Source organism: Alysiella sp. (genome assembly GCF_030525755.1).
Taxonomy (GTDB): domain Bacteria; phylum Pseudomonadota; class Gammaproteobacteria; order Burkholderiales; family Neisseriaceae; genus Simonsiella.
This window is the reverse complement of the sequence record NZ_JAUNEC010000045.1, coordinates 1-14,310: the sequence shown is the minus strand read 5'-3', so window position 1 is coordinate 14,310 and position 14,310 is coordinate 1. Positions and strand designations below refer to the sequence as shown.

At 43.2% G+C, this 14,310-nt stretch carries 13 protein-coding genes and 1 pseudogene; 11 read left to right on the top strand and 3 right to left on the bottom strand.

The window, feature by feature from the left end; all coding sequences use genetic code 11:
* Both Q4B82_RS07785 and Q4B82_RS07780 read left to right on the top strand, forming a co-directional pair.
* Positions 1–119, top strand: a pseudogene (locus tag Q4B82_RS07785) (fructose-1,6-bisphosphate aldolase); the annotation flags it as partial.
* A gap of 418 nt (positions 120–537) precedes the next feature.
* On the top strand, positions 538–1,128 hold the full coding sequence (locus tag Q4B82_RS07780; protein ID WP_303065884.1) for a hypothetical protein: 591 nt from the start codon (positions 538–540) through the stop codon (positions 1,126–1,128).
* A gap of 54 nt (positions 1,129–1,182) precedes the next feature.
* On the opposite strand, the gene Q4B82_RS07775 is transcribed toward Q4B82_RS07780, so the two are convergent.
* From Q4B82_RS07775 to Q4B82_RS07765, 3 genes are read right to left on the bottom strand one after another with little or no spacing between them, the layout of a single operon-like run.
* Complete coding sequence (locus Q4B82_RS07775) at positions 1,183–2,058, bottom strand: ABC transporter permease subunit (RefSeq protein ID WP_303065883.1); 876 nt, start codon at positions 2,056–2,058, stop codon at positions 1,183–1,185.
* On the bottom strand, positions 2,055–3,017 hold the full coding sequence (locus tag Q4B82_RS07770; protein ID WP_303065882.1) for an ABC transporter permease subunit: 963 nt from the start codon (positions 3,015–3,017) through the stop codon (positions 2,055–2,057). Before Q4B82_RS07770 ends, Q4B82_RS07775 begins: the two co-directional genes overlap by 4 nt.
* A gap of 16 nt (positions 3,018–3,033) precedes the next feature.
* Positions 3,034–4,143, bottom strand: coding sequence for an ABC transporter ATP-binding protein (locus tag Q4B82_RS07765; protein WP_303065881.1), 1,110 nt, complete (start codon positions 4,141–4,143; stop codon positions 3,034–3,036).
* Between the two features lie 420 nt (positions 4,144–4,563).
* On the opposite strand from Q4B82_RS07765, the gene rpmE reads away from it, so the two are divergent.
* The 9 genes from rpmE to Q4B82_RS07720 all read left to right on the top strand — a co-directional run bounded on the left by rpmE (position 4,564) and on the right by Q4B82_RS07720 (position 14,179).
* Entirely contained in the window at positions 4,564–4,785 is a 222-nt protein-coding gene (rpmE, locus tag Q4B82_RS07760; RefSeq protein WP_303065880.1) for a 50S ribosomal protein L31, read from the top strand.
* A gap of 166 nt (positions 4,786–4,951) precedes the next feature.
* Positions 4,952–5,812, top strand: coding sequence for an EamA/RhaT family transporter (locus Q4B82_RS07755; RefSeq protein WP_303065879.1), 861 nt, complete (start codon positions 4,952–4,954; stop codon positions 5,810–5,812).
* Positions 5,813–6,022: 210 nt separating this feature from the next.
* Positions 6,023–6,865 carry a shikimate dehydrogenase gene (locus Q4B82_RS07750; protein WP_303065878.1) on the top strand — a complete coding sequence of 281 codons (843 nt, stop codon included), beginning with the start codon at positions 6,023–6,025 and terminating at the stop codon, positions 6,863–6,865.
* Between the two features lie 88 nt (positions 6,866–6,953).
* Positions 6,954–8,288 carry an aromatic acid/H+ symport family MFS transporter gene (locus Q4B82_RS07745; RefSeq protein ID WP_303065877.1) on the top strand — a complete coding sequence of 445 codons (1,335 nt, stop codon included), beginning with the start codon at positions 6,954–6,956 and terminating at the stop codon, positions 8,286–8,288.
* A 134-nt stretch (positions 8,289–8,422) separates the two neighbouring features.
* Positions 8,423–9,760, top strand: a complete 1,338-nt coding sequence (locus tag Q4B82_RS07740) for a glycosyltransferase family 4 protein (RefSeq protein ID WP_303065876.1) — start codon at positions 8,423–8,425, stop codon at positions 9,758–9,760.
* A gap of 464 nt (positions 9,761–10,224) precedes the next feature.
* Positions 10,225–12,531 (top strand): LPS-assembly protein LptD, encoded by a 2,307-nt coding sequence (locus tag Q4B82_RS07735; RefSeq protein ID WP_368501350.1) that lies wholly within the window; start codon positions 10,225–10,227, stop codon positions 12,529–12,531.
* Complete coding sequence (locus Q4B82_RS07730) at positions 12,528–13,478, top strand: SurA N-terminal domain-containing protein (RefSeq protein WP_303065874.1); 951 nt, start codon at positions 12,528–12,530, stop codon at positions 13,476–13,478. Before Q4B82_RS07735 ends, Q4B82_RS07730 begins: the two co-directional genes overlap by 4 nt.
* A 90-nt stretch (positions 13,479–13,568) precedes the next feature.
* Positions 13,569–13,775: a dioxygenase gene (locus Q4B82_RS07725; RefSeq protein ID WP_303065873.1), complete on the top strand. Its 207-nt coding sequence runs from the start codon at positions 13,569–13,571 to the stop codon at positions 13,773–13,775.
* Entirely contained in the window at positions 13,772–14,179 is a 408-nt protein-coding gene (locus tag Q4B82_RS07720; RefSeq protein WP_303065872.1) for a VanZ family protein, read from the top strand. The genes Q4B82_RS07725 and Q4B82_RS07720 overlap by 4 nt, the downstream gene beginning before the upstream one ends.
* Positions 14,180–14,310: the final 131 nt, after the last annotated feature.

Genomic DNA, 14,310 nt, shown 5'->3' with positions numbered 1-14,310 from the left:
GCATTGACCGTTATTTGGCGTTTGGTTGCGAGGGCATGGCGGACAAAATCAAGCCAATTTCACTGGAAAAAATGGCAACGCGCTATACCAATGGCGAGTTGAATCAAATCATTAAATAATCGCATCACTTTTCAGGCAGCCTTGTATATTTGCCCCCAAATCAGGGCAAATATATCGTGAACCCAATAGGAATAGGACACAATGTAGAGTGTAACTTGTTGCAACCAATCCCTGTTTGATTAGAAAAATGGTGCAACAATTTGTCCTATTTTTAAACGAATTAACCATGCAAGGCTGCCTGAAAATAGGTCATGCTACATCAGGATAGATGCCATATCTGCTTTTTCATTTCATTCAAATATTTTGAAACACATACCTAAACCCCAACACATCATCTTTCCTACCTGATTGAAGAAAAACAGCTGCTTTCGTGTTTCAGGCAGCCTGAAATGCTCAGGATTCATTTTACCCTTTCCCCATGTGCAACCACAATTCTACGACTGTATTTGTCTTAACAATCACAAAACGGTTTTGACCATGCGAAATTTAACTTTTCCTTTGGACTTCCAATTCAAAATTTTCACGCCGTCCAACGATTTTAGCGTCCTAAACGCGCAAGGTGAGGAAATCGCCTACACACGCCAAAAAATCTTCAAAATCAAAGAAGCGATTGAAATTTTTACCGACAGCAGTCGTAGCCAACGCCTGTATCAAATCAATGCCGACCGCATCATTGATTTCAATGCTTGCTACCGCATTCACGCAGAAAATGGTGCAGAATTAGGCAATGTGCGCCGTGCAGGTATGCGTTCATTGTGGAAAACACATTATGAAATTTTTGACGCAAATAATGTGAAATTGTTTGATATTAAAGAAGAAAATCCTTGGGTTGCTGTAGCAGATGGTTTGTTGGGTGAAATTCCAATTTTAGGTATGTTTACGGGTTATTTTCTGAACCCCACTTATTTGATTAGCGACATTTCGGGCAATATTCAGTATAAATTGAAAAAAACGCCGTCTTTTATGGAACGCCGTTTCAGTTTACAAAAACTGGGCGATGCAGCACACAACGAATTGGTTACACTTTCGTGCATGATGTTGATGTTGCTGGAACGTGCAGACGGATAAAAAATTTTTCAGGCAGCCTAGTAATAGGCTGCCTGAAAATTTGGACATATTCAATTATGATGCTCTAACCACTTCCGTTTGATAAACCGCTTGCATTTCACGTTCACGTTTGGTCGCCTGACGCATCATGAAATAGTTGATGGCAATAACCAGAGTGCCAATAATGGCTATCATGATGGTTGCCAAAACATTCATTTGTGGGTCAAGTCCACGCCGTACTTTACCAAAAATCAGTTGCGGCAAAGTTACTTCTCCTGGACCCGATAAAAATGAAGCAATCACCAAGTCATCAAGTGATAAGGTCACACCCAACAAAAATCCTGATGCAATAGCAGGAGCAATTAAAGGCAATGTAATAACAAAAAATATTTTCATGGGTCGTGCCCCCAAATCCATTGCGGCTTCTTCCAAAGATTGGTCAAGCTCCATCAGACGTGAACGAATCACAACAGTAATGTACGCCATACATAGGGTTGTGTGTCCCAAGAAAATGGTAAAAAAACCTCTGTCAAATTTGGCACCTTCACCCAATACACTTTGTAACAAGGTTTGCACCTCAATAATCAGTAACAACATGGATAAACCAGTAATCACATCAGGCATAACCATTGGTGCAGAAACCATACCAGCAAACAGGGTTTTACCGCGAAAACGTTTGATACGAGCCAATGCATAGCCTGCCATTGTACCCAACACCACCGCAGCCAATGAAGAAACAGCAGCAATGCGTAAAGAAAGCCATGTGGCATTGAGTACTTGGCTGTTGTTCATCAATTGACCATACCATTTGGTGGAAAAACCACCCCATACCGTTACCAATTTGGAATCATTGAAAGAATAAATCACCAAAATCACAAGCGGAATGTAAAGAAACGCTAAACCCAACAACAGCATAATGCGAAGAAACCATGATGCTTTACTTTGATTCATGATTTTTTCCCTTCTTCCAGTTCTCTTTCTTCAAAGCGTTGGAACAATGCCATAGGTACAACTAAAAGCAGAACCATAACCACCGCCACAGCCGAAGCCAATGGCCAGTTATTCGCATCAAAGAATGTCATCCACAAAGTTTTACCAATCATCAAGTCATCAGGACCACCCACCAGTTCAGGAATCACATATTCTCCTACTGCTGGAATAAATACCAACATACTCCCTGCAATAATGCCTGTTTTGGACAAGGGTAAGGTAATGGTTAAGAAAGCTTTAATTGGGTGTGCACCCAAATCAGCTGCGGCTTCCAATAATCGGTTATCCAATTTAACCAACTGGGTGTAAAGGGGCAGAATCATAAATGGCAAATAGGCATATACCATTACTAAATTCAATGAAAATGTGTTATAAAACAAGTCCAAAGGCTCTTTAATGATGCCCCAGTCCAATAAGAAATTATTGATAATGCCATTTTGTCCTAAAAGCCCCATCCATGCGTACACACGCAATAGGAATGATGTCCAAAATGGCAACATAACCGCCAATAACAAACCATTACGAATACTTGGATTGGCACGCGCAATCGCGTATGCCATAGGATAACCAATCAATAAACAAATTAAAGTGGTCATCAATGCGGTTTTAAGCGACAGCCAATAAGTTAGCAAATAAACATTTTCACCCTGTTTGCCGTCATCAAATGGGTTGAGTAATGCAGCCAAAGATGAACCCAAATCGGTAAAAATGTCTTTGTAGTTTTGCATGACCAAATGCAAAGAACCGTCCTCTTTGAATAAGGGCGTAAACGGTGGAATCGTCAATTCCTGTTCAGCAAAGCTTATTTTCAGCACAATGAAAAATGGCACCAAAAACAGTAGCAAAAGCCAAACATAAGGTACAGCAATGACAAAGCGTCCACCAGGACGCAGTCTGCGTTTGGGATTAATATCAGACATTTTCAGGCAGCCTCCATCAGCGCGTTAAAGGTGTAGGTTGGTTTTCAGGCCAATCCAAATACACTTCATCGCCCCAAGTTGGTGGTTCAATATTGCGGACATACCAATAAGGTGCAGGTACTTGGCTTTTGATGATACAGCCGTTCTCCATTTCCACATGATAAACCGCAAAACTACCCAAATAAGCGATTTCTTTCACTTTGCCTTTTGCCCAGTTATGCGTATCGCGATGAGCTGGTTTTTCTTTATGCAAATCAATGTCTTCTGGGCGAATTGAGACCCAAATGGTTTGTCCATCTTGGGCTTCAAATTTTTGGTCGGTATAGACTTTGGCAGGCAATTCAGGGCAATCAATCAGCGCGTGGGCATCGTCTTTGTGAACGAGTTTGCCTTCAAAAATATTGGTTTCACCAATAAATTCCGCCACAAATTTGCTATTGGGGTAGTCATACACATCAGCGGGCGTGCCAACTTGTTGCAATTCGCCATGCGACATAATCGCTACACGACTTGCCATGGTCATGGCTTCTTCTTGGTCATGCGTTACCATGATGCAGGTTACACCCACTTTTTCCAATGTATTGACCAATTCAAATTGGGTTTGTTGGCGCAATTTTTTGTCCAATGCGCCAAGTGGTTCGTCCAACAGCAATAATTTAGGACGTTTTGCCAAGCTTCGTGCCAAAGCCACGCGTTGCTGCTGACCACCTGAAAGCTGATGCGGTTTGCGTTTAGCAAATTGCGGCATTTGCACCAAGCGCAGCATTTCTTCTACGCGCGCATCAATTTCATCTTTAGGGAGTTTGTCTTGTTTCAAACCGAAAGCGATATTTTCCGCCACTGTCATGTGCGGAAACAATGCGTAGCTTTGAAACATCATGTTAATAGGACGGTCGTAAGGGGCAAGATGCGTAATATCTTGACCGTCCAATAAAATCTGACCTTCGGTGGGTTTTTCCATGCCTGCTAACATACGCAGTAGCGTGGATTTACCGCTGCCTGAACTGCCCAGCAGCGCAAAAATTTCGTGTTTGTGAATATCCAAGTCAATGTATTTGACAGCAAGATTATCACCGTATTTTTTAACCAAGCCCTTGATTTGTAAATAAGGTTGATTGGTGGTCATGAGCAATACTCCGCAATAAAACGTGTACCGACGACGCGGGTTCGTTAGAAGGTGAAAATGAGGCTGATTTGATTGCTTTGGACAGCAGCCATGTCAATTTCATTTTAAATCAAAATTTAAAATACCTTTTATTGACAATAACTTGCTGTTTGGGGCGTTCGGGCAGCGATAACAAAAACGGATAATTGTATTAGACCCATGACTTTATCGCAAGTATAAAACCACTTTATGATTAAATTTTGGCGATTTAATATGACAATTCAAGTATCAATTATCTTTGTATAAGCACCCAAATTGGTATTTATAATGTTTTCCACCACCATTTTTCCTTGACAAAACCACAAAAAACAGGATAATAGATAGCTTGTACTTTTGAAGTACAGGTAAATCCCCTGTACCCGCTTTATTTAAGGAAAAATCATGAAACAAGACATTCACCCAAATTACCATGAAGTTAATGTTACTTGCTCTTGTGGCAACAACTTCAAAACCCAATCTGTTATGGCAAAAGACAACTTTAATATTGAAGTTTGCTCTGAATGCCACCCATTTTATACTGGCAAACAAAAAATCGTGGATACTGCTGGTCGCGTAGATAAATTCAACCAAAAATATGGCAATATGTTCAAACGTTCTGTTTAATTGTCATCACAGCATTTTTAAGCTGCCTGAAACTTTCAGGCAGCTTTTTCATTTGCTTTTTTGTTCTTTTTTGCTTATAAACGCCACCGCTTGACTGATTGGCAGTCAAGCCGTTGAACCACATTGCGTTGTTCACGTTTTTCGTTTTTGAATATGGAGTTTTAAAATGCACTTTTTGATTTTGAGTATTTTAGCAAGCGTGTCGGTGGCGGTGTTATTGAAAATGGCACGACAACGCGGCTTATCCATTGAACAAATGGTGGCGATGAATTATGTGATTGCCACAGCATTAACTGTACTTGTTCTACAACCACAAACCAGCAGCCTACATTTTTCAGGCAGCCAAATTGTACTATTTGGTAGTTTAGGGATTTTGCTGCCAAGCATTTTCATTGCTATGGGATGCGCTGTTACAACGGCAGGTATTGTGAAATCAGATGCCGCACAACGTCTGTCTTTATTTCTACCTGTATTAGCTGCATTCACACTTTTTGGTGAAACAGTATTACCACATCGCTTGGTCGGTTTAATCTTGGCGATTTTGGCTTTAATTGCTGTGTTATATAAACCACAAAACCATGCCACCACTACTGGTGAACACGGTGCCGCGAAATGGTTGCTTGCTGTATGGTTTGGCTACGGTGTAATTGATATTTTATTCAAACAATTATCCAAACAAGGTACCGCTTTTTCAGGCAGCCTGTTGGTGGTTTTTATGTTGTCGGGTGTATTGATGTTTACCTATTTATTCTGGAAAAAAACAGCTTGGCAGAAACAAAATTTACTGGTAGGTATCTTGCTTGGCTGCATGAATTTTATGAATATTTTGTTTTACATCAAAGCACATCAAGCCTTTAAAGACAGCCCCACTCTGGTATTTGCAGGCATGAATATGGGTGTGATTGTGCTGGGTACTTTGATTGGTGCAATTGCATTCAAAGAAAAAATCAGCAAGTTCAATTTTGCAGGCGTGATTCTGGCTTTGGCTGCCATTATCATGCTGTATTTTGGTCAGAACCTATTCTGATGATTTCCAGCTAAAAATACGGGGCAAGCAAATTTGTGTTTCACAGAATGCTCGCCCCATTTTTCAGGTAGCCCCAAATATACCCTGCTTATCAAGATATATAAAATCGTCATAACTGTTAGCATCAAATAACACTATGCCTTTTATCTTTTTTAACGCAATATTGCCACAAGCTAACTTAATCCAACACACATCACGAGGAATCACATTATGTTAATCAACGGTCGCACCGAAATCATTGCCCACATCGGCTACCCTACTTACAGCTTCACTTCGCCGATGATTTACAACCCTTACTTTGCCGACACAGGTATCAACTGTTTGGTTGTGCCTATGGGGAGCAAAGCTGAAGATTATCCCGATTTTCTCAAGGCCGTGTTCTCGCTGACCAACATCAAAGGCGCATTGATTACCATGCCACATAAAGTTACTACAGCCACTTTATTGGGTTTGGAACGCATTAGCAAAACAGCACAAATTGCAGGGGCAGTCAATGCTGTACGTTTAGGCGCAGATGGCAAAATGGAAGGTGATTTATTTGATGGCGAAGGTTTTGTACGCGGCATCAAAAACAAAGGTTTTGAACCCAAAGGTAAATCGGCTTTGGTAGTAGGTAGTGGTGGAGTCGGTTCAGCGATTGCGGCAAGTTTGGCAGCAGCGGGTATCGCACGTTTGGCATTGTTTGACTTAAACGAAGAATCTTCACGCAAATTGGGTGGACGTTTGCAAGAACATTATCCTGAATTGGTTTTGGAATACGGCAATAAAGACCCACAAGGCTTTGATTTATTGGTTAATGCCACACCATTGGGCATGAAAGCAGGCGATGCCATGCCTGTGGACATGGACAGAATCACTGCCGACACATTTGTAGGCGATGTGGTATTGCAATCTGAGCCCACCGCGTTCTTACAAGCCTGCCAAGCTAAAGGTTGCCAAACCCAAGTGGGCGTAGACATGCTGTTTGAACAAATCCCTGTTTACTTAGAGTATTTTGACATTCCTACTACCACAGCAGATAATCTGCGCCGTTTAGCAAATATTCGTTATTGATTTTTCAATTTTCAGACTGCCTGAAAACACATACCCGCCTTTTCAGGCAGCATATTTTTAAACCACATCAATATGGGACAGACACATCATGTCGGATAACAAAACCATTAACGTGCGCGAGTTGCTGGATAACCGTGAAGTGAGCGCGTACCAAAAATTCATCGTTTTTCTCTGCTTCTTAATCGTTGTAATGGACGGCTTTGACGTGGTCATCATGGGCTTTGTCGGTCCTGCTTTAAAAGAAGCATGGCAATGGAGCAACAGCGATTTGGCTCCCGTCTTATCCGCCGCTTTGGCAGGTTTAACTTTTGGTGCCTTAACCGCAGGTCCATTGGGCGACAAGTTTGGTCGTCGCAAAGTTTTGATTGCCAGCGTTTTCATTTTCGGCTTATTCACCTTATTGGTGGCATTGGCAGGCAGCAAAACCGAGTTCATCGTTTACCGTTTTATCGCAGGTTTTGCCATGGGTGGCATCATGCCAATGGTTGCTACTTTGGTTAAAGAATACTCACCTGCACGCCGTGCCTCTTTGCTTGTTACCATCGTATTCGCAGGTTTTACAGTTGGTGCAGCAGGTGGCGGCTTCTTGGCTGCATGGATGGTACCTACATTTGGTTGGCAAAGCGTGTTCTATTTAGGTGGCATTTTGCCAATTATCACCGCAGGTATAATGATTGCCGCCATGCCTGAATCGTTAACTTATATGGTACACAAACGCGGCAACCAAACACAAATTCGCCAAATCGTAGAGCGCTGCGCACCAGGCAGCACACAAACTGATTCGATATTTGTTGTCCCCGCCGAAGCCACAGGTTCAATCAGTACAGAAAACCCAATCAAAATCGCCCTGAACAACCACTACCGCTTGGGCAGCTTCATGCTTTGGATTAGCTATTTCATGCACTTATTCTTGGTTTACTTATTGGGCAGCTGGATGCCAACCATGATTAAAGAATCGGGCATGACCACCTCACAAGCCGCCATTATTTCCGCCATGTTCCAACTGGGTGGTCCACTTGGTTCGGTAACTTTGGGTTGGTTTATGGATCGTTTTGAACAACATCGCGTGATTCAAACTGCCTACGCTATTGGTGCAGTATTCTTGGTCATCATGAGCAACATTGGTGGCGAATATGTATTAATGTGTATTGTTGCCTTCATCATCGGTGCAGGTTTCAATGGTGGCGGTACAGCCATGAATGCCCTGTCTACCAACTTCTTTCCCCTGCCTGCACGCGCAACGGGCAACAGCTGGATGCACGGCATCGGTCGCACAGGTGCATTCATTTCCGCATTTGCAGGTGCATGGATGTTAAACGCAGGTTGGAAATTTGCCGATGTGGCTTTGGCTTTAACCATTCCAGCAGGTTTAATCATTGTGTTATTGCTGGTTAAATTCCTGCACTATCGCAAGACAGCATAAGCCTTTACCAACACAAACAGACATTGCACTATAGTAGTACAATGTCTGTTTATATTTTTAAACCAATCACGCCTGTAAACATCAACCAAATTGTATTAAACTGCTTTGATTTCATGCCACGAAAGTGGCCAGCGATGTATTTCATCATACAACAACCCATCAAAAATCTCATACGCGCTTTATGGAAAGCCCTATTTGCACCTTGGATAAACAAGCTACCTGAAAGCCCATACCAACAAAAATTACTGTACATTGGACAAATCATTGAACGGCGCGATTGGTGGTGGAATCACACACTCTACCAATCTGTTTACCGCGAAATCATGCAAACTTTAAAACATGATTTGGCTTACGATGTCATCATTGTTGCCCCCTTTTTAAAACGCGGTGGAGGGGATTTAGGTGTCTTGCACCACATTCAAGCACAACACGAGCAAGGCAATCGCGTTTTATTGATTACCACAGACCCAACCGATTCACCTTGGCTAAACAGGCTGCCTGAAACCGTTCAACATTTGGACTTGTGCAAATGGCACAATGTTTTACGGCGCGACTATTTACGTGTTGCAGTTTTAACTGAACTGCTGCGTCAAAGCACCGCCACCACCATACACAATGTCAATAATTCCGACTTATGCTGGCAAGTCTTCCGCTACAAAGCCGCAATTTTGCTTTCTGCCAATAAAAAACTGTTTTGCAGCGTTTTTTGTGGCACACCACGCAACGGTTTGTTTCTGGGTTATGCCGATGACTACCTTCCCCATTGCCACATGCATCTTTCTCGCGTATTTTGCGATACGCAATGGTATCCCAATGAAATAATCCAACGTTGGCATTTACCCCCTGACTTATTTCAAGCCTTGTACTTTCCCTGCCTACTACCCCAAGCCAAGATTTGCCAAAGCCAAACCAACGCCCCAGTATTATGGGCAAGTCGCTTTTCCACACAAAAACACCCTGAATTACTGTACGTCATTGCCCAAAGGCTGCCTGAACAAACATTTCATGTTTATGGCGCTTGCGAAAGCAACTGTGAAGACCTGTTGACACAACTTCAAGCTTTACCCAATGTAACGTATTTCGGTGTTTACGATAATTTTGCAAGCTTACTTGTCCAACAAAAATATGCGGCTTTTCTGTACACATCCGCCTATGATGGCATGCCCAATGTATTATTAGAAGCCATTGCCAGCGGCTTACCCGTTATCGCATCAGATGTTGGTGGTGTCCACGAATTGATACACCCCAATATGCTACTACCCCATAATGATGATATAGATGCGCACATCAATCAAATCCAAAATGTGCTGCACAACACACCACTACTGCAACAATCATGGCAATACAGCCACTCACTATTGCAAGAACGACACAGTTGGCAACACTTTGTTCACAGTTTAGCCACCAATCAAGGCTATTTTCCACAGGAACAACATCAACACCAATCCCATTCTTCATACAAGGCTGCCTAAACCCCAACATCAGGATTTTCAGGCAACCTAAACCTAGGGGCAATTGACAATTCGGGCACGAATTTGATTTTTCAGATAAATGGATTCACTTCAAGGCAAGTAGCATAGCAGATTTACGAAGCCAAAATACAAGCCAATGCGCGCCATTTGTACGTATTTTCAACACTAAATGGGGCAATTGAGCACAAAAACAACCGCAAAACGAATTGTCAATAACCCCTAATACAACAAATATAATCGTAAAAGTAAAAATGCAATACAAAGCGACAACGAGAACCGTATACACCGAGTACATAAAGGAGCTGGTAACGCTGTACTGGTTTAAATTGAATTTACTATACCGAAGGCGTGGGCAAAACCGTACTGTTTTTTCAATTATACGACTATAATTACTGACATCATGATGTCGTGCCTGTATTTTTCAGTTAAAATGTGGCGTTTTTCATGATTTCAACGCGCAAGGTGTGATTTTGTCTCATTTTTCCACTCCCAAACCATTGGTCTTGATATTGTGTCTCTCCTTTTCAGGCAGCCTGTTTGCCACCACAAACACTTGGACACAACAAGGTGCTTTATGCCATGCGCTGCCTGAAAACAATCAAAACCTACCTACAGCACAAAGCAGCGGAGGCGACAAGCTGCATGCAAATGCGACGCGCATTACCGCAGACCGTGTAGCAGGTCAAACACAAACCCAGCACCATGCCGAAGGCAATGTGATAGTTGAGCGCAACAATGAGACCCTCAATGCCAATTGGATTAACTACACCCAAACCAACGACACAATACGCGCAGGCGATGTCTTTACTTTAAGCCGCAGTGAAAATCAAACCATACGCGGCGAAAACTTGAATTACCAACTGAACAATGGCACAGGCAGCGCACACAATACCGAGTTTGAAATCAATGATGGTACACGCCGCCTACAAGGCATCAGCAGCCATTTAGAAATGCAAAACCAAAATCAAATGACCATGCACGATGTGGCATTTAATACCTGCAACGCAGGCGACAAATCATGGTACATTCAGGCAGCCTCATTGCATGCCGACCGCGAAACAGGCATAGGTGTAGCACGCCATGCCAAATTGGTATTCAGTGGCATACCCATTCTGTACACACCTTGGGCAGATTTTCCCATCAATGGCAATCGCAAAAGCGGTTTTCTTGTTCCTACACTCAAAATCGGTTCAGACGGCACACAAATGGATTTACCCTACTATCTGAACCTTGCCCCCAACTATGATGCCACCATAACACCCAGCATCATTTCCGCACGCGGCGTACGTATTGGTAGCGAAATACGTTATCTACAACCCAGCTTTTCAGGCAGCCTTAACACCATGTACATGCCCCAAGACAAACGCAGCCGTTTCAATCATCGCACCGAAATCAATCTGCAACACCAACACCAATTCAATAATAAATGGCAAGGTGGCATTGACTACAACCAAGTGTCCGATGACGACTACTACCGCGATTTTTACGGACGAAACGAAATTGCCACCAACATCAATCTCAATCGAAAATTGTGGCTGACTTATCAAAATAACATGTACGGACAACCTTTACACGCCGAATTCATGTTACAAAAATACCAAACATTAAGCGATGCACAAGGCAACAAAAACAAACCCTACGCCATGTTGCCACGCCTTACAGCGCAATGGCACAAAGACTTTGGCAACAGCAGCCATTTCGCCATCAACGCACAATTTACCCATTTTGACCACGATAGCAAACAAGCTGGCAGTCGTGTCTTTATCTATCCCAGTTTACAATGGCATTACCAAAACAACTGGGCTTACTTAAAACCCAAAATCGGCATACACGCCACACAATACTGGCTCAACGCCTTTTCAGGCAGCCCCTCACATCGCTTTTCGCGTGTTTTACCCATCGCCAATATTGAAAGCGGTTTAAACTTTGAACGCCAAACCACCTTATTTGGCAAACCTTACCTACAAACACTGGAACCCAAATTATTTTATAATTACATTCCACAAAAAGCCCAAAACCACCTACCCAATTTTGACAGCTCGGAAAACGATTTCAACTACGAACAACTGTTCCGCGAAAATATTTATTCAGGCAGCGACCGCATCAATGCCAGCAACAGCTTGTCAATCGGTTTACAAACACGCTATTTAAACCCCAACACAGGGCAAGAACGCTTCCGAGCAGGCATAGGACAAAAATTTTACCTCAACCACGACAACGTCTTATTGAGCGGCAACATCAGTAAACAAACACGCAACCGCAGCGATTTAACCGCATTTGCAAATGGCTGGCTGCACCCAAACTGGTACACCGATTTACGTTGGCATTGGAGCGAAAACAGCAAAGCCACACAACGTTTTGATGCAGGCATACGTTACAATCCACAAGCAGGCAAAGTCGTATCCCTGCGCTACAAATACGGTCGCAACGAAGAAATTTACAGCAACTTTTACAGCAAACTCCAACACATTGATTTGGCAGCACAATGGCCCATTAAATCCAATCTATACGCCGTAGGCAGACTCAATTACAGTATCTCGCCACGCCGTACATTAGAACAAACCGCAGGTTTAGAATACCGCAATCCCTGTGGCTGTTGGAGTGCCAGCTTTGTCGCACAACGCTATGCCAAAGATTTAAATGGATACAAAAACGCCTTTTTCCTAACCCTACAACTCAAAGATTTAAGCAGCATCGGCAACAACCCCTATGAACAACTGAAACTGGGTATTCCTGGTTACACCAAAACCAACGAGGTATTCCACAAATGAAACACCGTATCTTAACAAGTGCCCTACTTTTAAGCATCAGCTTTCAGGCAGCCGCCGAAATCAAACCCATTAACAGCGTTGCAGCCGAAGTCAATTCCACCCTGATTACCTATGGCGACATTCAACGCAACATCAAAGAACTGAAAAGTCGTCCCACCAATCAAGGTATTCCAGAGGCACAATTGGCACAAGCCGCCAAAAACAAACTCATGGAACGCGCCCTATTAACTGATGCCGCTCGTCAAATGGGCATGAAAATCATGCCCAACCAAATTGATGCCGAACTCACACGTCGCGCCCAAGATGCCAAAACCAACGTTGAACAACTCTATCAAACCGCCAAAGCCAATGGTTACACCCGCGATACCTTCCGCACAGAAGTCGCCAAAGACCTATTAATTGAATACCTACTGACCGACTTAACAGATGATATCCGCATCAGCGATGCCCAAATCAATGAATTTTATGCCACAGCCCAAAGAAACGGCACACCACTACCCCAAGCACAGCCCTACACCGTTTACACCATACGCCGTTTGATTCTCAACGCAGGCAACAAACAAAATATGCCCGCCACAGGTTCACGTATGAATCAAATTCTACAAGCCGTTCAACAAGGTACAGCATTTGAAATACTGGTGCGTCGCTATTCACAAGAGCCACAAGCCGCCACTCATGACGGCATTCACGACAACATTTCCGAAGGCATGTTGCCCGCAACCGCAGAAAACTTCTTGCCTCAAATCCAAAAAGGGCAAATCCTGCCCCCTATTGCATCAGGTACCACATGGCAAATGATACAACTGCTAGACAGCCGCACCGAAACCGACCCCAACAAAACCCAACGTGAAGCCATACGCCGCAGTCTACTCAATGCAGAACGACAAAAAGCCCAAAACAGCTTTATCGGACAATTGCAACAAAATGCCATCATACGCGAATATTGACGATACACCATTTCAGGCAGCCCTTTTCCCAAACACAGGCTGCCTGAAAATTATTCCCCAAATCCACAAAACCCCAATTTTCAAGCAGTCATGTCCCACAAATTAACTCAAACCATACAAACCGAATCCCATACCGATGTACGTGAAACCCTCATCTTTCTACTGGAAGAATGCAGTTTAGACCAAGCACCCAGCCACGAAGAAATCGCACAATGGCAAACCATTTTGCATCAACGCGGTGGTAAATTTACCCAACTTGCCCAACTCTGCGAACAATACTTACAGGAAAACCGATGACCTTCCCCAAAAACAAATGGCTGCTTGCCACACTCATCTGGCTCATCGCAGGCATTTACACCCTGATTTTCCGCGAAACACCACCACACCGTACCGCCCCACCCTTTCCCCATTTTGATAAAGTCGCACATAGCCTACTGTTCCTCTGTCAAACATGGCTTGCTGCCAAAATCTGGCTCACAGAAAACCAAAAACCACCTTATTTTGTCTTATTCTTATTGGGTTTCATCTACGCATTAAGCAGCGAAATGGCTCAACACCTTTTCACGCAAACACGACAAGGCGACATTTGGGACGGCATTGCCGATATGCTGGGCGTGATTATCGCCCTGAATTTAGCACATCTGCGCCACACAATCCACCCAAACACACCCATTTCAAACAACCCAAAAGAAAAAAATTAAACCTATTTTCAAATTATTACCCAACAACAAAGAAAAATACCTTGACAAAATCATCATAAAAAAACATAATAACGGCTCATTCCCTGATAGCTCAGTCGGTAGAGCGACGGACTGTTAATCCGCAGGTCCCT